Annotated in this window: 18 protein-coding genes; 9 read left to right on the forward strand and 9 right to left on the reverse strand. The window is 40.9% G+C overall.

Annotated elements, in window-relative coordinates:
- The first annotated feature begins 200 nt into the window (after window positions 1–200).
- From L4C37_RS00475 to L4C37_RS00485, 3 genes are all read left to right on the forward strand, one after another.
- Window positions 201–902, forward strand: coding sequence for a tellurite resistance TerB family protein (locus L4C37_RS00475; RefSeq protein ID WP_429767609.1), 702 nt, complete (start codon window positions 201–203; stop codon window positions 900–902).
- A gap of 126 nt (window positions 903–1,028) precedes the next feature.
- On the forward strand, window positions 1,029–1,232 hold the full coding sequence (locus L4C37_RS00480) for a YaeP family protein (protein WP_137373540.1): 204 nt from the start codon (window positions 1,029–1,031) through the stop codon (window positions 1,230–1,232).
- Window positions 1,233–1,234: 2 nt separating this feature from the next.
- Window positions 1,235–1,426: a DUF4250 domain-containing protein gene (locus tag L4C37_RS00485; RefSeq protein ID WP_137373539.1), complete on the forward strand. Its 192-nt coding sequence runs from the start codon at window positions 1,235–1,237 to the stop codon at window positions 1,424–1,426.
- Between the two features lie 185 nt (window positions 1,427–1,611).
- Here L4C37_RS00485 and glyA read toward each other — a convergent pair whose 3' ends face one another.
- Complete coding sequence (glyA, locus tag L4C37_RS00490; RefSeq protein ID WP_273293733.1) at window positions 1,612–2,862, reverse strand: serine hydroxymethyltransferase; 1,251 nt, start codon at window positions 2,860–2,862, stop codon at window positions 1,612–1,614.
- Between the two features lie 347 nt (window positions 2,863–3,209).
- On the opposite strand from glyA, the gene L4C37_RS00495 reads away from it, so the two are divergent.
- Window positions 3,210–3,812, forward strand: coding sequence for a YitT family protein (locus tag L4C37_RS00495; RefSeq protein WP_429767610.1), 603 nt, complete (start codon window positions 3,210–3,212; stop codon window positions 3,810–3,812).
- Between the two features lie 147 nt (window positions 3,813–3,959).
- Here the strand turns inward: L4C37_RS00495 and treC are convergent, their stop codons facing one another.
- The 5 genes from treC to gmhB all read right to left on the reverse strand — a co-directional run bounded on the left by treC (window position 3,960) and on the right by gmhB (window position 9,466).
- Entirely contained in the window at window positions 3,960–5,642 is a 1,683-nt protein-coding gene (treC, locus tag L4C37_RS00500) for an alpha,alpha-phosphotrehalase (RefSeq protein ID WP_429767611.1), read from the reverse strand.
- A 198-nt stretch (window positions 5,643–5,840) separates the two neighbouring features.
- Complete coding sequence (treB, locus tag L4C37_RS00505; RefSeq protein ID WP_273293735.1) at window positions 5,841–7,268, reverse strand: PTS trehalose transporter subunit IIBC; 1,428 nt, start codon at window positions 7,266–7,268, stop codon at window positions 5,841–5,843.
- Window positions 7,269–7,476: 208 nt separating this feature from the next.
- The gene (gene treR / locus L4C37_RS00510) at window positions 7,477–8,421 is read right to left on the reverse strand and encodes a trehalose operon repressor TreR (RefSeq protein WP_429767612.1); all 945 of its coding nucleotides are present in this window, start codon (window positions 8,419–8,421) and stop codon (window positions 7,477–7,479) included.
- Window positions 8,422–8,524: 103 nt separating this feature from the next.
- Window positions 8,525–8,869: an MliC family protein gene (locus tag L4C37_RS00515; protein ID WP_429767613.1), complete on the reverse strand. Its 345-nt coding sequence runs from the start codon at window positions 8,867–8,869 to the stop codon at window positions 8,525–8,527.
- A gap of 45 nt (window positions 8,870–8,914) precedes the next feature.
- Window positions 8,915–9,466, reverse strand: coding sequence for a D-glycero-beta-D-manno-heptose 1,7-bisphosphate 7-phosphatase (gene gmhB / locus L4C37_RS00520; protein WP_137373532.1), 552 nt, complete (start codon window positions 9,464–9,466; stop codon window positions 8,915–8,917).
- 215 nt (window positions 9,467–9,681) lie between these two features.
- Between gmhB and metN the strand changes: the two genes are divergently transcribed.
- The 3 genes from metN to L4C37_RS00535 all read left to right on the forward strand — a co-directional run bounded on the left by metN (window position 9,682) and on the right by L4C37_RS00535 (window position 12,314).
- Window positions 9,682–10,716 (forward strand): methionine ABC transporter ATP-binding protein MetN, encoded by a 1,035-nt coding sequence (gene metN / locus L4C37_RS00525; RefSeq protein WP_137373531.1) that lies wholly within the window; start codon window positions 9,682–9,684, stop codon window positions 10,714–10,716.
- Window positions 10,706–11,389, forward strand: a complete 684-nt coding sequence (locus L4C37_RS00530; RefSeq protein WP_137373530.1) for a methionine ABC transporter permease — start codon at window positions 10,706–10,708, stop codon at window positions 11,387–11,389. Before metN ends, L4C37_RS00530 begins: the two co-directional genes overlap by 11 nt.
- A gap of 115 nt (window positions 11,390–11,504) precedes the next feature.
- The gene (locus L4C37_RS00535; RefSeq protein WP_137373529.1) at window positions 11,505–12,314 is read left to right on the forward strand and encodes a MetQ/NlpA family lipoprotein; all 810 of its coding nucleotides are present in this window, start codon (window positions 11,505–11,507) and stop codon (window positions 12,312–12,314) included.
- Between the two features lie 180 nt (window positions 12,315–12,494).
- Here the strand turns inward: L4C37_RS00535 and lamB are convergent, their stop codons facing one another.
- The 3 genes from lamB to syd all read right to left on the reverse strand — a co-directional run bounded on the left by lamB (window position 12,495) and on the right by syd (window position 15,382).
- A complete protein-coding gene (lamB, locus tag L4C37_RS00540; RefSeq protein ID WP_429767614.1) occupies window positions 12,495–13,700 on the reverse strand; it encodes a maltoporin LamB in 1,206 nt (401 codons plus the stop codon).
- Window positions 13,701–14,055: 355 nt separating this feature from the next.
- On the reverse strand, window positions 14,056–14,832 hold the full coding sequence (locus L4C37_RS00545; protein WP_429767615.1) for a Zn-ribbon-containing protein: 777 nt from the start codon (window positions 14,830–14,832) through the stop codon (window positions 14,056–14,058).
- A 4-nt stretch (window positions 14,833–14,836) separates the two neighbouring features.
- Window positions 14,837–15,382 carry a SecY-interacting protein gene (gene syd, locus L4C37_RS00550; RefSeq protein WP_273293740.1) on the reverse strand — a complete coding sequence of 182 codons (546 nt, stop codon included), beginning with the start codon at window positions 15,380–15,382 and terminating at the stop codon, window positions 14,837–14,839.
- A 131-nt stretch (window positions 15,383–15,513) separates the two neighbouring features.
- On the opposite strand from syd, the gene queF reads away from it, so the two are divergent.
- Together queF and L4C37_RS00560 are read left to right on the forward strand one after the other, a co-directional pair.
- The gene (queF, locus tag L4C37_RS00555) at window positions 15,514–16,359 is read left to right on the forward strand and encodes an NADPH-dependent 7-cyano-7-deazaguanine reductase QueF (protein WP_137373525.1); all 846 of its coding nucleotides are present in this window, start codon (window positions 15,514–15,516) and stop codon (window positions 16,357–16,359) included.
- A 38-nt stretch (window positions 16,360–16,397) separates the two neighbouring features.
- Window positions 16,398–18,656: a tetratricopeptide repeat protein gene (locus L4C37_RS00560; protein WP_137373524.1), complete on the forward strand. Its 2,259-nt coding sequence runs from the start codon at window positions 16,398–16,400 to the stop codon at window positions 18,654–18,656.
- The last annotated feature ends 79 nt before the right edge of the window (window positions 18,657–18,735 follow it).

An 18,735-nucleotide genomic window follows, 5' to 3' on the forward strand; every position in this document is an offset into this window, starting at 1 on the left:
GGCTGCCATTTGGTGGCCTTTTTTATACTTTCCTTTTAACCCCACCCTTTTATATCGACTATTTCCCAAATCCTACATCTCTCAAGCACAAGCTAAAATAAACAACGTAAGTTAATCCCCTGTTCATCTTTAAATCCGTATATTGATCTTATTAATTTGGATCGCATCACTCATTTAGATAATTACGTTGGAGGATATCTATGGATATCAAAAGTCTACTGAATCAAGCTCTTAAATCTGATTTAGTTAAACAGGGAGCACAGAAGCTATCTCAAGGCTCCTCTAAACTCAGTAATAGTTCTCTATCAAATAGTAGTCCTCTTTCAAGTAAATCAAGTAACACCAGTACCTTAAGCGCATTAGGTGCAGGAGCTGTAGGTGGTGGTGTCTTAGGAATGCTTATGGGCTCTAAGAAAACTAAGAAGATGGGGAAAAAAGCCATAGGTGTGGGCAGTGTTGCGGCTTTAGGCGCACTGGCGTACAAAGTCTATAACGACCATCAATCAAAACAAGGTCAACCTGTCGAACCTCAGCAAGCTCAATTTGATGAAAACGATGCTAACCATAGCGTGTTGATTTTGCGCTCTATGATCGCAGCTTCAAAAGCTGATGGTCATGTTGATGAAGATGAGATGGCAAAAATAGAACAAGCTGTCGAAAGCATGGGAGCCGATTACCAACTGACTCGCCTAGTCTCGGAAGAACTTCACAAGCCACTAGACCCAAGCGAGATAGCTCAACTGGCTACCTCACCTCAACAAGCCAGCGAAATTTACTTAGCCTCACTAATTGTTGCTGATGAGCAAAACTTTATGGAAAAAGCTTATCTCAAAGAGTTGGCTAAACAATTACAGCTTTCAAATGAAGTCACAGAACAACTTCAACAGCAGATATCTGGTTAATTTAACGCTATACAAAATGAGACATTGAGCAAGAACAAACTAATCCTGATCTTAATCAGAACAGCTTTGTTTTTGCTTTTCTCTATGTGTATATTGAGAGCAGTTATCATTTGGTTAGGTATAAAGATGAAAGTATACGATTGTTGTGATTTAGTTCGTGAGCTGTATTCTCAGATTGGTAGTGGTGATCAAGGCTATATTCCTAAAGCGATCACTTGTGCAGTGAAAACACTTAACGATATTGCTGCAGATGAATCTCTCCCTAAAGAAACACGAGACAGCGCTGCATTTGCTGCAGCAAATCTACTTATCTCAGATTTCGAGGACTAAGCATGAACCTAGCGAACTATCAAAAGATGGATCCTGTCATGCTCATGAGCATCGTCAACATGAAATTACGTGACGATTTCGCAGGGGATTTAGACCGCGTAGTGAATTTCTACGAAATAGACAAAGATGCACTTATTGCAAAACTTGCCTCTGCGGGTTTTGAATTTATAGAAGAAGCAAAACAATTCAGATAATAATTTGAAAACGATATTCTTCCAAAAGACCAACCTAGTGTTGGTCTTTTTGTTTCTGCTGCTTTAACTTCCTTAATCATCCCTCACTGTAGCAAATTACGGTTCATGTATTCTCGCCACATTTACTAAACTCCAGATACAAAAAAGGCCCCAGAAGGAGCCTTTCAAATCACTACGAAGAAAAATTAAGCGTAAACAGGTAGACGCTTACAGATTTCTAGTACTTTTGCTTTAGTTGCTTCGATAACAGACTCATCGCCCATGTTATCTAGGATGTCACACATCCAACCAGCAAGAGCTTTCGCGTCAGCTTCAGAGAAACCACGACGAGTAATAGAAGGAGAACCAACACGGATACCAGAAGTAACGAATGGGCTACGTGGATCGTTTGGTACTGAGTTCTTGTTCACTGTAATGTTAGCTGAACCTAGTGCAGCATCCGCTTCTTTACCCGTGATGTCTTTGTCGATTAGGTCAACAAGGAATAAGTGGTTTTCAGTAGAACCAGAAACGATGTTGTAGCCACGAGCTAGGAATTCAGCAACCATTGCTTTTGCGTTAGCAACAACGCGCGCTTGGTATTCTTTGAATTCTGGCTCTAGAGCTTCTTTGAACGCTACTGCTTTACCAGCGATAACGTGCATTAGAGGACCACCTTGACCGCCAGGGAATACCGCTGAGTTCAGCTTCTTGTAAAGGTCTTCGCCTTCGCAAGAAAGAATTAGGCCGCCACGAGGGCCCGCAAGCGTTTTGTGCGTAGTAGTAGTAACAACGTGCGCATGTGGTACTGGGTTAGGGTAAACACCAGCAGCGATAAGACCCGCAACGTGCGCCATATCTACGAAGAAGTAAGCACCTACTTTATCAGCGATTTCACGCATGCGCGCCCAATCACAAACTTGAGAGTAAGCAGAGAAGCCACCAATGATCATCTTAGGCTTATGTTCTACTGCTAACGCTTCCATTTCTTCGTAATCAATTTGACCAGCTTCATCGATACCGTAAGGAATGATGTTGTAAAGCTTGCCAGAGAAGTTTACTGGAGAACCGTGAGTCAGGTGACCACCGTGAGCAAGGCTCATACCAAGAACAGTATCACCAGCGTTTAGAAGCGCCATGTATACCGCATTGTTTGCTTGAGAACCTGAGTGAGGTTGTACGTTCGCGTACTCTGCACCAAATAGTTCACATGCACGTTCAATTGCTAAAGTTTCAACTTTATCTACGTACTCACAACCACCGTAGTAGCGCTTACCAGGGTAACCTTCAGCGTACTTGTTAGTAAGCTGAGAACCTTGAGCTTCCATTACACGTGGACTTGTGTAGTTTTCTGAAGCGATAAGTTCGATGTGCTCTTCCTGACGAAGAGTCTCTTCTTGGATAGCTGCGAATAGATCCGCATCGTAATCAGCAATGTTCATGTCACGCTTAAGCATCTGTATCTCCTGACTCAGATTGTACTGAAAGTTTCAAAAAAACCACATAACGACCGAAAGCAAACGTTTTCGTCACCGTTTCAATGCGACGCATTCTACATAATTTGATCTAGGTCATAAAGAGCTAATTGCAATTTTATCATGCAGTTTTTTCATAATGACATGTAAGCCTCATCATACTTGTGCGACGAGTCGCATCGATAATTTACCTTACTGTCAATTTTACGCTTTACACCCTGTAAAACGCAGATTACATACATTTACCTTAATTTTATGCCTCTAGCTACCGAAATGATAAGTTTTTCTCTACTATGCTCGCCCTTACTGGCTAGATAATTATGAAATTGATGGAAAAACACTCAAAAAAAGAAGACTGGATGGCAATTTTAACGGGGACTTTCCTAGTCGCCCAAGGTGTCTTCTTTCTACAATCGGCTCACCTACTGACTGGTGGTACAACAGGTTTAGCTCTTTTACTTAGCCAGTTTCTGCCTATGACATTTGGTGTCCTGTACTTTATCGCAAATAGCCCTTTCTATCTTTTAGCATGGAAACGATTTGGGCGCAGGTTCGCGATCAACAGTGCAATATCTGGTGCTTTGGTTTCCGTTTTCGCAGATAACCTCTATTTGATGATATCACTCGATACGTTTAATGAAATTTATTGTGCTGTTGCGGGTGGTTTATTAATGGGGTTAGGAATGTTAATCCTATTTAGACACCGTTCAAGCTTGGGTGGCTTCAACGTTTTATGCTTATTCATCCAAGATAAATATGGCATCTCGGTTGGCAAGACTCAAATGGGGATAGACGCTTGTATATTGTTTGCTTCTTTCTTCTTTGTATCACCATGGATCATAATGGTTTCAATCATCGGCACCGTTGCATTGAATGTAGTACTAGCCATGAACCATAAGCCTACGCGTTACTCTGTTAACTACGGGTCTTAATCGCTTATTTTATCGTAAAGCGGGATACTGGAAGCTAACTGTCTAAAAACTCACGATCTACCAGTTAAAGAAAACTATAAATATGAAAGCTTTGAGCCTGACATAGAGTTCAGACTCAAAGCTTTTACTCGTATAGGGGAACGAGTATTACTCTATCAAGAGAATTTTTGTTTCATACGGGCGCAAGGTCACCGTACTTGAAGGAATGTGTGACTGCTCATCAGGGTAATTCCCCAACAACAATTGTGCTTTATCCAATTCAAGCTCATTTGGCAGCTCAACCTCACTCGTTTCACCATAGTAGTTACTAATGCTCACTAAGGTCTGTGTTTCAGTCTTACGCTGGTAAGCAAACACACGTTCATGCTCGGGCAATAAATCGGTGTAATCACCTTGGGTAATCACTGCTACCTCTTTTCTCAGCTCAATTAATCTCTTGTAGAAGTAAAAAACTGAGTCCTTATCTTGCAGTGCTTTTTCAGCATTGATATCCACATAGTTTTTAGCAACATCTAACCAAGGCTTTCCTTCTGAGAACCCTGCGTTCATTGCGCTATTCCACTGCATCGGTGTACGCGAGTTATCACGAGACTTTTGAGCCAATATATCCATCATATCCTGATGAGATACACCTTGCTCCTCAACCATTAGCTGATACATATTGGTGCTTTCTACATCTCGGTATTGCTCAATGTCAGTGTAGCCAGGATTCGTCATTCCAATCTCTTCACCTTGATAAATATAAGGTGTGCCTTGCATCATATGTACGGACGCCGCAAGCATTTTGGCTGACTCAACTCGATAGTTTTTATCATCACCTAACCGGCTAACAATTCTCGGTTGGTCATGGTTACACCAAAATAAAGCGCCCCACCCTTTGCCGTTCAAGCCAGTCTGCCAATGGTTAAAAATGGATTTTAATTGTAAGAAATCGAACGGGGCATTCGTCCACTTTTCACCATTGGTGTAATCCACTTTTAAATGATGAAAGTTAAACACCATAGACAGTTCACTGTTATCTACGTTTGAATATTGCTGACAGTGTTCAAGTGTGGTTGATGACATTTCACCCACGGTTACACTGCCATATTGCTGAAATACCGCTTCACTTATTTCTTGTAAGTATTCATGCACACGTGGACCATCTGTATAGAATCGGCGACCATCTCCAATTTCATCATTAGGGAAGTCTTGCTGTTTAGAAATAAGGTTGATCACATCTAAACGGAAACCATCCACGCCTTTTTCAGCCCAATAACTGATAACCCCTTTCACTTCTTCACGGACTTTAGGGTTCTCCCAATTTAAATCCGCTTGTTCTTTTGCAAATAAATGCAGGTAGTATTGACCTGTAGCTTCATCCAATTCCCAGGCATTACCACCAAATTTAGATTGCCAATTCGTTGGTGCTTGCCCGTAGATAGGGTCTTTCCAAATATAGTAATCTCGATATGGACTGTTTTTATCGCCGAGCGCAGACTGAAACCAAGCATGCGCTGTGGAAGTATGGTTAACCACGATATCCATTACAATTCGGATACCGCGTTGATGAGCAGCAGCAAGCAGTTCATCAAAATCAGCCATGGTTCCAAACTCTGGGTTGATCGCATAATAATCGGAAATATCGTAACCGTTATCGATCATTGGTGATTCATAAACCGGCGTTAGCCAAATCGCATCTATCCCTAAGGTTTTCAAATAATCTAATTTAGAGATAATGCCTTTAATATCACCAGAACCTTGAGCGCCACTATCACAAAAGCTTTTTGGGTAAATTTGATAGATGGTTGCTGTTTTCCACCACAACTTATCTTTCTTATTAATCGTCATCTCTACTTACTCTTACCAATTCAAAACGTACAAAACAAAATGTGGAGGAGCGAACATTGCTACTCCAAAAATCTCTACTACTTACCCTTCACTCCAAACCACAATTAGTTAATTTAAAAATAATTAGTTTAGTAGAGAGGAAGAAAGGTAAGCACCCACTAAACATAGTGGATGCCATGTTTTAATTAATGGGTAGTATTAGCTAGCGCTTGCCATTTCAAGTTCACCTTTAGACTGTGCACGCTTATAGAAAAACAGCGTAAGCATTGCAGGTAGAACAATGGCAACTAACATTGCAACTAGGTAAATAGACCAATATTGAGGTTGAATCGATAGGATACCTGGTAAGCCACCTACTCCGATGCCATTTGCCATCACGCCTGCACTGCCGCAAATCGCCGCTGCGGCTGCACTACCAATCATTGCACTCAGCATTGGGAATTTATACTTCAAGTTAATACCGTACATTGCAGGTTCTGTTACACCTAAGTAAGCAGAAATCGCCGCAGGTACTGAGATGTCTCTTTCACCTTCACGCTTACTTAGAATAATGATGCCAACGACAGCCGATGCTTGTGCGATATTAGATAATGCGATTAATGGCCAAATTGGAGTTCCGCCAAGTTCCTGCATTAATTGAAGATCAACCGCATTCGTGGTGTGGTGAATCCCTGTAATAACCAGAGGTGCATACAAGAAGCCAAAGATTACCGAACCTAGAATTGCGAAATCACCCGTCATTGCAGCTTTAGCCGCGAACGCAACCCCATCGCCAAGAACACGACCAAATGGTCCAATGAAAGCGTGAGCCAGAATAACCGATAGAATAATGGATACGAATGGAACCACGACTAAGTACAAGTAAGCAGGCACAATACGCTTTAAATTTGTTTCAATAAATGCCAACGCCACACCAGCTAACATTGCAGGGATAACTTGTGCTTGGTAACCGACCTTTTCAATGACAAAGAAGCCAAAATCCCACACTTCAGGTACCGATTTACCTATCATGTAAGCATTCATTAATTGAGGAGAAACCAAAGTAACACCTAACGTGATACCTAAAATGGGTGTCCCTCCTAGCTTTTTCACCGTTGCCCAACAAACGCCAACAGGTAAGAAGAAGAAGATTGCTTCGCCAATTAACCACAAGAAAGAATGAACCGTTGCCCAAAATTGACTTATTTCAACTAAGGTTTTTCCATCAAACATGCGAATGTCGCCAATCACATTACGGAAACCAAGGATCAGACCACCAGTAATAATGGCAGGGAGCAGAGGTACAAAAATTTCAGCTAAATGGGAAATACCACGCTCTAGAAAGTTCATGTTCTGACGAGCTGCAAGTTTTGACTCATCTTTTGAGGAAGATTGCTTACCTGTTTGCTCAATAAGCAGCTTATAAACGTCATCAACTTCTGTACCAATAACAACTTGAAACTGACCAGCATTCGTAAAGCAGCCCTTCACTATTTTGAGCTTTTCTAATTCTGCTGTATTCGCTTTCTCAGTATCGTTTAATACAAAGCGTAATCGTGTCAAACAGTGACTTACACTCGCAATATTATCACTTCCACCGATTTGCTCGATAAGACGCGTGATGTCTTGCTTCGCAATCTTACTCATACTTTCCCCACCCTGGTTCTTGGATCATCTCTTTACCCAGATATCATGCAATCCGGATTTGCCAAAACACAAATGGGAACATTCCCATTTATTTGTAAGTATACTGCCCAAACATTGATGAAATTAAAATGGGAACAGTCCCAATAATTGAAAGGGATCACACTCTAATTTTAAATGACTTTTGGGTTAAAAGTTTGTTTTTGAGGTATTAGATGATAGGAACTTGAGTATGGTGAGTGATCACTTCTCGACCAGAAAGCTGGGAGATCAATAAGTTAGCCGCCAATTCACCTGCGCTTTGATAACCAGGATCAATACTATGAATATTTGGAAATAGGAAAGATAAGAGATCATTACCACCGACCCCTGTTACTGCAATATCTTCACGTTGTAATTCTTGTAAGCGTTTGATTACGCCTAACGCAAGTGTGTCACTGGCGCATACTATGGCTTGGGTTTCAGGTTGTATGACACGATCCACCAGCAGGTATGCACTCTCATGATGCAGCTGCCCAGTTTGATAATTGGGAGTAGACTGAGTTCGCTCACACCAATCTAAATAGGCCTTTAGGCGCATCTCACCAGTCGATTTATCACTCGGGTCAACACCAATGAATGCGATGTTTGATAAGCTTTTCTGGGTAAGGTGATCCAATGCGTTATCAATCACGCCTTGGTTATCATAATTAATTGAAGTGACGTTTTCGGTATCTAGAGCAATCACTACTGCGCGATGTTGCCATAACTCTATCTCAGCAATATCACACTCTGTGAACCCAAATACGATAACGCCATCAACATTCCTTCTTTTTAGCACTTGAAGGTGTTCATTGGTTTTATCACGGTCGAACTGACTTTCCATGATCACCACATCATACCCTGAACCATAAAGCTTATTGAGCATGGTGCTTACCGCTTTATTTTCTGAAGGAGAATCCAAACGAGAAATAATGACACCAATGACTTTTTGGCTTCCGCCACGCATAGACTGAGCAGACTTAGAAGGAACGTACCCAGATTCCGCAATAACTCTCTCCACTTTTTCTCGTGTTGCTGGCTTTACTTTAGGGTCATTGGTCAGAACTCGTGAAACTGTTGATTTTCCAACACCGGAGAGTTTTGCGATATCAAGAATGGTGAGGTTTTTGCGCATAAAAAGTCTAATATTTAGTGAAAAAAGAGTATGAAATAATGAAGGTAATCCCGCTTAACTCATAAAATTAAACCGTACATTGGCTAACAATGCACGGTTTATATTAGTTCGATAAGTAGCAGTTTTTATAGATAACTCGACCCAGCTCAAGACGAGCATTGTCACCTTTAGTATGAAGTGTCACGCTATTCAGTATTTCGGCAGTACCATCATCCAGAATGTACTTAGTCCCAGATCCAGCTGCTACTTGCGTAAGACGATATTCATGATCAGGTAAGCGTAACACCGCTTTTTCATGTTCAGGAAACGCCACGTCAAATGAGCGATTAGATTCACACTGATACGTCATAAACTGACTAGAAGTATCATCTTTTACTACTGCAGACTGACTACAGCCCACTAAAGCAGTAACAATGATTAAAACAGGAATAGACCATGTCTTCTTCATTTAATGCTCCAAAAGATATTATTAGCGTTAAGTCGATTAACTGATTTAGCCTTTAAGATAGTGCGGAACGTCAGCAATACTGTCGAGTACAACGCTCGCAAGCGATTCGCCTTTCTCAGTAACAGGTTTACCTGTGCGCACTAACACCTTAGTACCCACACCTGCAGCTTCAGCTGCCATCATGTCTTCTGCTTTATCTCCGATCATCACTGAGTTAGCCATGTCGATTTTTAGAAAATCACGAGCTGAAATAAACATACCAGGCTTAGGCTTACGGCATTCACAATCTTGCTTATATTCACCTACACCATGTTCGGCGTGATGAGGACAATAGTAAATACCATCAAGTTCAACACCGTTATCTTCAAAGTTCCAATCCATCCACTGGGTTAAAGAAATAAAACGGTCTTCACTGAACATGCCACGAGCAATACCCGATTGGTTTGTCACTAGAACCAATAAATAGCCCATATCTTTAAAGGCTTTAGCGGCTTCAAATACACCATCAATGTATTCAAAGTCATGTTCATCATGTACGTAACCGTGATCCACATTAATCACACCATCACGATCTAAAAAAACGGCAGGTTTAGACAAAATTCAGTTCTCAATAGACTCTCTATAATCAGTAATTATTACACGCTTTATTTGCTTCATCACTATCTATTTAAATGAACGGTGACTCAGTCATTTACGTTTAGACGTCTAGACGTAAAAATATCTATTGACTTAGATCACATAACACCATAGCATCGTCTGTAAATCGAACTAATTATCAACATTTTATTCTGTTTTCCCTGCACAGGTTTTTTATGATTACAGTTAATCAAGTAAACAAGACTTTCTATCAAGGCACTAAGGAAATCAATGCCTTAATAGACATCAACCTACATATTCCTCAAGGTCAAATCTTTGGGGTGATCGGCTCTTCAGGTGCAGGGAAAAGCACGCTGATTCGCTGTGTTAATATGTTAGAAGCACCGACAACAGGCGAAGTGATTGTTGATGGTGTAGATCTAACAAAACTCAGTAAATCTGAACTCAGCGAAGCTCGCCGTAATATCGGTATGATCTTTCAGCACTTTAATTTACTTTCATCACGTACAGTGTTTGAAAATATCGCGCTACCTTTAGAGCTTTCTGGCACAAATAAAGAAAAGATTGAAACTAAAGTTAATGAATTACTGAATCTGGTAGGGCTTGCTGACAAACGCGATACTTACCCAGCTAATTTGAGCGGCGGTCAGAAACAAAGAGTCGCGATTGCTCGTGCCCTTGCCTCTGACCCTAAAGTTCTACTGTGCGATGAAGCAACCAGTGCTTTAGACCCAGCAACGACACAATCAATTCTTGAGCTACTGCGTGAGATTAACCGTAAACTAGATATCACCATATTACTGATTACCCATGAAATGGATGTTGTGAAAAGCATCTGTCATGAAGTCGCTATCATTGGTGGTGGTGAATTGGTTGAGAAAGGCACGGTAGGTGAAATTTTTGCTCACCCTAAAACAGAATTAGCGCATCAGTTCATTCGTTCAACGTTAGATTTAACCATTCCTGAAGACTATCAAGCACGTTTGCAGCAGGCTCGTGTAGACGGTAGCTACCCTCTTGTACGTCTTGAGTTTACTGGCGCAACCGTTGATGCCCCTTTAATGACGCAAATTGCACGTAAATTTAATATCGATGTAAGCATATTAAGTTCTGACCTTGATTACGCAGGTGGCGTGAAATTCGGCATGATGGTCGCAGAGCTATTTGGTAATGAAGAAAACGATAATGCAGCAATTGAATTCTTACGCGAACACAATGTAAAAGTAGAGGTGCTAGGTTATGTCCTTTAATGTCAGTGAAATTACAGATTGGATAAGCCTTAATGGCAACCTACTTTTAGGGGCGACTTGGGAAACACTCTACATGGTAGCAGTTGCTGGCATTGTTGGCTTTGCTGTGGGTATTCCTCTTGGTGTGATTCTGCACACGACTAAAAAAGGTGGGCTACTTGAGAATACTAAACTCAACAAGATTCTCGGTGCGATTGTCAACATAGGCCGCTCTGTACCTTTCTTAGTACTAATGGTGGCGATTATCCCATTAACGAAAATGCTGATCGGCACTTTCATTGGTACCACAGCAGCTATCGTACCTTTAACAATTGGCGCCATTCCATTTGTTGCTCGTTTAATTGAAAGTGCATTGCTTGAAGTACCAACAGGGTTAGTTGAAGCAGCTCAATCAATGGGGGCAACTCCAACTCAAATTATCAACAAGGTACTGCTTCCTGAAGCTCTACCAACTATTGTGAACTCTGTAACTATCACTCTAGTGACGCTAGTAAGCTACTCTGCAATGGCAGGTACTGTTGGGGGTGGCGGTTTAGGTGACGTTGCGATTCGATACGGTTTCCACCGATATGACGTAACTATCATGGCAGTCACAGTCGTCATGCTGATTGTGTTAGTTCAAATCATTCAGTCTATTGGTGACAGCATTGTTCGCCGAGTAGACCACAGGTAGCTATACAAATCGTACTTAAACAAATAAAAAATTAATCACAGAATGCATTTTGCTCACAGTTATTAGGTGCACTCTGGAACAAATAATTAAATAGATATACTAAAAGGAAATTATTATGAAATTTAGTCTTAAAGGTTTACTGACTATCGCAGCTGCTGCCTCTGCACTTGTTCTTGCTGGTTGTGGTGAGAAAGAAGTTGATGTTACGAAAGTAAAAGTAGGTGTAATGGCTGGAGCTGAAGCTCAAGTAGCTGAAGTGGCAGCTAAAGTAGCAAAAGAGCAATATGGTCTTGACGTTGAGCTTGTAACTTTTACTGATTACGTAACACCAAACGCAGCTCTGGATGATGGTTCTATCGACATCAACGCATTTCAACACGTTCCTTACCTAGATCAACAAGTGGCTGACCGTGGTTACAAGCTAGCTGTCGCTGGTAACACTTTTGTTTACCCAATTGCGGGTTACTCTAAGCAAGTAAAATCAGTATCTGAGATTCAAAATGATGCTCGCATCGCAGTACCAAACGACCCAACAAACCTTGGCCGTTCTCTACTTCTTCTAGAACAACAAGGTCTTATTGAACTTCGTGACGGCGCTGGTCTTCTAGCAACAGTTCGTGACATCGTTGGTAACCCAAAGAACATCACTATTGTTGAGCTTGATGCTGCACAACTTCCTCGTTCACTTGACGATGTAGCGCTTTCTATCATCAACACAACTTACGCAAGTTCTATTAACCTAACACCACAACGCGATGGTATCTTCGTTGAAGACAAAGAGTCTCCATACGTTAACCTTATCGTTGCTCGTGAAGACAACCTAAATGCTGAAAACGTACAAAACTTCGTTAAAGCATACCAAACTGAAGAAGTGTACAACGCAGCTTCAGAAATCTTCCAAGGTGGCGTAGTTAAAGGCTGGTAATCGTTAAGATTGGTATTGGATTACTAATCTCTAGCAACTAGCAACTAGCAACTAGCAACTAGCAACTAGCAACTAAATTAAAGAGGCTGACATTATTGTCAGCCTCTTTGCTATTTAAAGCGCTATCCTATTAACGGATAAATAAGTTCATCAATTGTATTCTGACAGTCTTTAACAAGCTTACCACCAAGCCTCTACTTGCATGCCTACACTGACTTCGCTGCTTTTGCCTTCACCGAATGTGTTTTCGTTTTCTGAATCATTTAAGTACGTTGCAAAGATTCGAAATTCAGGGCGAGACCAAAAACCGACTTGGGGAACCCAAGCTTGAGCAAGAGTAAATTTGCTCCCTGCACCATCTTTATTATTAATGTTTTCAACAAAGCCACCGATCTCTACAACCGTACGCATTCTTTCATCCCACTTGTATAAAGGACGAATAACGGCGCTGAAAGATTCATCATCACTGTTGTTACTGCCAACATCAGACGCAGAGGCATAACGAACTGTGTGTCCAAATTCGATATTGTCACCGATAGAAACTACACCCCAGTTAATAATACGAAACCCTTCTGCATTATTATTTCCAACATCACGAACAATGCCTTTACCTGTACCAAATGTCGCCATTTGTTCCGCATAACCAGAGTTAGCCACTTGAACAATGGTCTTATTAAAACCGGTAGAGAAGCCCTGATTTAAACTCGCAGTGAATAAAACACTGTCATCAGCATCAACCGATTGACCTTGTTTTTCATTGGCGAAGTTCATGTCAACGCCGAGCTCGAGATCCGCTTTATCCCACAACTGAATCCCCGCGTAACGGACATCAGCGATCATAGCGGTCGTTTCTTTCCCATCGTCAATATCACCAGTAACGGTATCTTGAATCAAAGCCACCGATAATTTACCTGGTCCCATTTTAATGTGTTCGACACCACCACCAATGCCACTCACATCCCAGTAGTAGTTATCAATGATATGCACATCGTGACGTTGGTAATAACGCTCACCCGCCCACATCGCGACGTCTTTATCTTCAAATAAACCAACCGCTTGAATGTTGAGTTGAACTACATCTACGCTCTTATCTGCGGCATTGTCATCTTGTCCTTGCCAGTAAGCCAGCATAGAGTCGACAAGAAACGAAACATCATCTTCAGAGTACAGCTCTTTCTTAAATCCAAATTCACCGTAAAGATCATTTTCATTTCCTAAGCGCCCGACTTTATTCACTTCCCACTTGCTGTTGGAACCTCCTTCATTACTTAGTCCTACACCGCCCCTCATGTAGCCATTAAATTCCAGAGGTGTGGTCTCACCTGCAAATAAATTTGGTGTCAGTAACGCAGTTGATAGCGCAGCAGCAATTGGTAAAAGTTTCATCGTCTATTCCTTTCAGATCTTCGTTCAGCTTATCATTTACAAATGGGAATATTCCCATGGGATCGATCCCATTTATATTCTGAAAATTATAAATTGAAAGAGAGTCGATTAATTACTGTGATCAAGCTAACTATAGAAATGAAATAAAGTTGAGCGAAGTAGGATTAATTTGATGAATAGTTAAAGCAAAAAAGAAACACGAAAAGCATAGAAGCGACATGTTTACATCACCAAAAACAAGATGAATCAAGAAGAGAGGTAGAAAGAAGATATTCAGGCTAAATCAGACTTCTATCAGATTTAGCCTGTTCACTCGGCACCAAAAGTAATGATACAGAGCTAATTATTAAAGGGGTTATTTTAGATGATCCCAAGAGATATTAGACACTAAACGGCAGTCATCACATTTAAAATAGAAGATGTCATGTAAAGGCTCATCCAGTAACCATTCACCATCGCATTTAGGGCACTTACGCTCTTTTTCGGCTTTCAAACTCACACCACCAACACGATATAAGTAATAGTAGGTTGGAATCTTAGTCAGAAACTCAATACGCCCGCGCAGTCCCCAGCCTCGTTTAAATAACACACTTGTTGCGTCACTTATTTCGGTTAGTGTCGCATGTTCAGCGCGGCATCCGCCTCCCATTTGGACTTCGTCACAGGCTTGCCATTCCGTTTGCCATTTCAACACCGCTTTGTGGTCACCGTTAAAAGTTGGTGGGTTACGGTATAAAGGGATCGGCAACAAACTTTCACCACTACGCAATGGTGAGCATGTGTGAACAAATGTGGTGTAAAGAACTTGCCAGCTTGGAGCTTCCTCTTCAGCTACTTCTTCAGAGTTTAAATCTCGACCCAACATTCTCATTTTAGGTGCTAACAAGCTTGCTTCAGACAAACGTCCTAAACACACCTTTACGAAATCAGAATGATATTTAGGGTGAAGGCTGTCTTCATCCGGGCAAACCACACGAACAAAAAACTCACCATCTCCCATCACAATAGGAAATTCACGACCGAGAACTTGACCGTTGTAACGAAGCGCATCCATTAATCCATTTACGGCTTTATCGACAGCGCTGACTGTCGTGTTATCAAAACATTCAAATTGTAATTCTAATACGTACATGGATTTATACCGCTGGAACAAGTTTTTCTAAAAATTCGGCAAGAGTCTCTGCCAATACATCACGGTTACTGGTACCCAAACGTTCAAGCACAACATTGCCAGTTAAATTACAGATAGAGATAACATCGAGTTCAGCATCAGTTGCAGCAATAAATACCGTTGGTTTTAATTTTAAACGGCGCTGAGTCACTAGGTGACCAAGAATATTCTCTTGTAGGCAATCAAAATCCTCATCACTCCAAATTTGAAGCAAGGTTAATTCATTACCATCGAAAGTCGCATTCATATCGGCGCTATATTGCACCCCATAGAAAGTTTTAATATCTTCATGCAGTGTTAATTCAATACCATTCTCGACATTAGTAAAATCAGCATGTTGCTCACGTGGGTAGCTTTTCCATAGCACTGCGTCTTCAGTTTTGCTTTCAACACAAGGTGACACTAAATCCATAAGTTCTTCATTACGAGGTAAGCTCTGGTGTTGCTGCTGCCATGCATCAACATAACGTTGACTAAAAGAAAACAGTGCATCTTGGGCACATTGAGCCATGAAAATCTCCTAACGCATAATATTAAATTGGAATCTCTCACCTTTCTGCATCGACTAAGCGATGACTTAATGACACAGTTAAGGGGATTCAGTAAAATTGGCACCATTCTAATCGAATTTGAAGCGAAAGTATGAGCAAATATTCTGATGCAAAAGAGCTAGCGGGTTTAACCTTAGGGCAAAAAACCGAGTACTCAAACCAATACGATGCGAGCCTCTTGCAACCAGTTCCGCGTAGCCTAAACCGTGATGACCTAAATCTTGGTAATGAACTGCCTTTCAAAGGGCATGATTTATGGACAATGTATGAACTTTCTTGGTTAAACGACAAAGGGTTACCTCAAGTCGCGGTTGGTGATGTTTATATTCCGGCAACTAGCCAAAATTTGATCGAGTCAAAATCCTTCAAGCTTTATCTGAACAGCTACAACCAAACTCGTTTCAAGTCTTGGAGTGATGTGCAAGCGCGCTTGATTCAAGATCTATCACGATGTGCTGGTGAAGCGGTTGATGTTAATATTCACTCTGTTTCTGAATATACGGATCAGCCAATTGTAACGATGGGAGGTTCATGTATTGATGATCAAGACATTGAAATTTCAAGTTATGAATTTGAAGCTTCTCTTTTAGAGGGAGCGGCAAGTGAACAAGAAGTAGAAGAAACACTGCATAGCCACTTATTAAAATCGAACTGTCTAATCACTAACCAACCAGATTGGGGAAGTGTTGAGATTGCTTATTCAGGAAAACAAATTGACCGTGAAGCCCTGCTTCGTTATTTGGTGTCTTTCCGTGAGCATAATGAGTTCCACGAACAATGTGTTGAACGTATTTTTACAGACATCATGAAGTACTGCCAACCAAGTAAGTTGACCGTTTACGCTCGCTATACTCGTCGTGGTGGGTTAGACATCAACCCATATCGCTCAAGTGAGCAAGATAAACCAAACCATAACATGCGCATGGCTCGCCAATAGCGTTTGGCTTAATCACATTATTATTCAGGGATCTTAAAATGCGTTGGTTTTATGTAATTGGTTTATTGTTTGTCAGTTTAAGTTCAGCGGCAACCGCCTCTGTGTACTCTTCAGCATTGCTGAATGAAGCGAACAATCTTATAGAAATAGAGCCTAAGCGAGCTCGGCTCATTGCTAGCAATTACCTAAATCATCGCACTTTGTCTGATCAAAGTGAGAAAAGCCCCTCAGCGATATCAAGAGAAGAAACGGACTCTTCTTTACGAACGCCAAATGGCAGTATTGATGCTTATCGAATTCTCGCGCAGGCAGAATTCAACCTAGGCAATACCCGTGCTGCTATTCAGTACTTAAATGATGCAGAGAAGTTAACAGAAACACATCATCTTCCTTATGTTTACTTAGATGTTCAAATACTCAAGGCAAGATTGATTTGGAAAAATGATCAAAATTCATTAAAAGCAAACCAAACGCTAGACACGATTGAAAGTGAATTGGAGTCGGCAAGCCAAACTTTACGCCTAACCGATGGTATTACTTATCGATTAACCATGCTCCGAGCTGAAGTCGCTTCTTTTGAAAATAGAGTGGATGATGCTGAAAGTTACTTTAAACAAGCTAAATCGTATTTAGATCAGCGTTATTCCGAAAAAGTCACCATTGATTACCATATTTCTATTGGTGAGTTTTACCTAAAGCATCAACAATATAACCACGCTTTATCTGAGCTTTTATACGGGTACTGGAAGTCTGTAGAAGGGAATTTAAGCTCAAGACTGGCTAAAGTAAACCGCCTACTTGCTCAACTGTTTTTTGAAAGACAAGTTCTGGACAAAGCACTTGAACACCTATCTCAAGCTGCTGATTTTTATGATAATTTTGAAAAATCCCCGATTCTTGCAAATGTACTTAAGCAAATGGGTGATGTGTATTACTTCCAAGGTAAATATAACTTAGCCCTCGTTCACTTTTTTAACGTGTTAGACCATGAAAGTACAGACCGAGATATCTCACAAGTTATCGATATTCGCATCAGTTTAGCTGCTACTTATTTACGCTTGTATAATTACCCACTAGCGGAACAATACTTATCACGCGCTCTCGACTTACTCGAATACACCGACGCACCACATTTAGAGGCAAAAGCTGCTTTACTATCCGCAGGTTTAGCGTATCACCTACAAGAAAGCAGTGCTGTAATTGAGAATGCTAGCAGAGCGCTGGATATTGCACTTGCATCAGACAACACCGTTTTATCTAAACGATCTTACTTTTTGTTATCTCTTGGTTATGAGCAAGCCGGTCAGCCCCAACAAGCATTGAGTTACTTAAAACAATACAATGCTCTTGTGGCTTTAAAGCAGCAAACACTCAACCGCGTAAGTGAAGACGCATTCCGTCAGCAAAAAGAGTTTGCGGAGCAGACACTTCATTATTCAGGACAAGAACTTGAGCTTAAGCGATATAAATTAGAGCATCGTAAATTCCAAAAAATCTCTTTTGCGCTCTTCTTATTTAGCATCATTTTATTTTTCTTTGTATTGCGACGTGGATATATCATTCAAAATCAAGCTAGAGAAATTGATTCATTACGAGAAGATCTCTTCACGCACTCTCGGTCTAAGATGAGTAACCTAAGAATGCTGAATGCAAAGCTATCGAATTCATTGCTACAAACAAGTCAAACATTTGAACAATGGCAGCTTGGTGAGCTCATTCATGAACCACTCAATGACCGACTCCGCTTTGTGATGATTGACTTGCCTTTCCTGCGCAATATGTACACTCAAAATGGTTACAAAGCTGGGTTAGAGTTAGAAGAAGCTTTTGGCGCATTTTTGAAGAGCAAGCTAGAAGGTCCCGCACGTATTTATCACTTTTCAGATGCGAACTTACTCTATATCGAACCTAATAGTGAGCGAAATACTTCACCAGAAAGTATGTTCAGAAAAGTCCAATCATGGATTGTTGAATTTGAACCTGAGCGCAATATTAATAGAAATATTAGAGTCGGTATTGCCGACTATCCATTCTTGCCTCGCGCATACACAGCTATCAATGACCAGGAGTTGCTAGATGTTCTACTCATGTCGACCAACATTGCTCGTGAGATTAGCCTTAAGGAGCGCAGTAGCCAGTGGGTATATCTGAAGGCAATCGACAGTGCACCAGCAGCAAGCCTTGCAACTGGTAACATAAGAGAAGCTTGTAAACACGCAATAAATCAAGGGCTAATAAAGGTTCAGTCCTCTTATAAGAATGAGGACAGCATCAAAAAAATGCTAAAAGATGACTAATTAGCAAGCGGTTGATGACCTGAATCAGTGACCTTATTTTTAGTTTTGTTATTATCAATGAATTCTGATTTCATTATAA

Origin of the sequence: Vibrio kagoshimensis (assembly GCF_050337535.1) — a bacterium.
Taxonomy (GTDB): domain Bacteria; phylum Pseudomonadota; class Gammaproteobacteria; order Enterobacterales; family Vibrionaceae; genus Vibrio; species Vibrio gallaecicus.

Bases quoted from the DNA above. Each gene is read 5' to 3' on its own strand.
- metN (WP_137373531.1), top strand. From the start codon at position 9,682: ATGATTACAGTTAATCAAGTAAACAAGACTTTCTATCAAGGCACTAAG.
- L4C37_RS00535 (WP_137373529.1), top strand. From the start codon at position 11,505: ATGAAATTTAGTCTTAAAGGTTTACTGACTATCGCAGCTGCTGCCTCT.
- L4C37_RS00480 (WP_137373540.1), top strand. From the start codon at position 1,029: ATGAAAGTATACGATTGTTGTGATTTAGTTCGTGAGCTGTATTCTCAG.
- treB (WP_273293735.1), bottom strand. From the start codon at position 7,268: ATGAGTAAGATTGCGAAGCAAGACATCACGCGTCTTATCGAGCAAATC.
- treC (WP_429767611.1), bottom strand. From the start codon at position 5,642: ATGACGATTAATAAGAAAGATAAGTTGTGGTGGAAAACAGCAACCATC.
- L4C37_RS00485 (WP_137373539.1), top strand. From the start codon at position 1,235: ATGAACCTAGCGAACTATCAAAAGATGGATCCTGTCATGCTCATGAGC.
- L4C37_RS00495 (WP_429767610.1), top strand. From the start codon at position 3,210: ATGGAAAAACACTCAAAAAAAGAAGACTGGATGGCAATTTTAACGGGG.
- queF (WP_137373525.1), top strand. From the start codon at position 15,514: ATGAGCAAATATTCTGATGCAAAAGAGCTAGCGGGTTTAACCTTAGGG.
- L4C37_RS00515 (WP_429767613.1), bottom strand. From the start codon at position 8,869: ATGAAGAAGACATGGTCTATTCCTGTTTTAATCATTGTTACTGCTTTA.
- glyA (WP_273293733.1), bottom strand. From the start codon at position 2,862: ATGCTTAAGCGTGACATGAACATTGCTGATTACGATGCGGATCTATTC.
- L4C37_RS00530 (WP_137373530.1), top strand. From the start codon at position 10,706: ATGTCCTTTAATGTCAGTGAAATTACAGATTGGATAAGCCTTAATGGC.
- L4C37_RS00560 (WP_137373524.1), top strand. From the start codon at position 16,398: ATGCGTTGGTTTTATGTAATTGGTTTATTGTTTGTCAGTTTAAGTTCA.
- syd (WP_273293740.1), bottom strand. From the start codon at position 15,382: ATGGCTCAATGTGCCCAAGATGCACTGTTTTCTTTTAGTCAACGTTAT.
- L4C37_RS00475 (WP_429767609.1), top strand. From the start codon at position 201: ATGGATATCAAAAGTCTACTGAATCAAGCTCTTAAATCTGATTTAGTT.
- lamB (WP_429767614.1), bottom strand. From the start codon at position 13,700: ATGAAACTTTTACCAATTGCTGCTGCGCTATCAACTGCGTTACTGACA.
- L4C37_RS00545 (WP_429767615.1), bottom strand. From the start codon at position 14,832: ATGTACGTATTAGAATTACAATTTGAATGTTTTGATAACACGACAGTC.
- treR (WP_429767612.1), bottom strand. From the start codon at position 8,421: ATGCGCAAAAACCTCACCATTCTTGATATCGCAAAACTCTCCGGTGTT.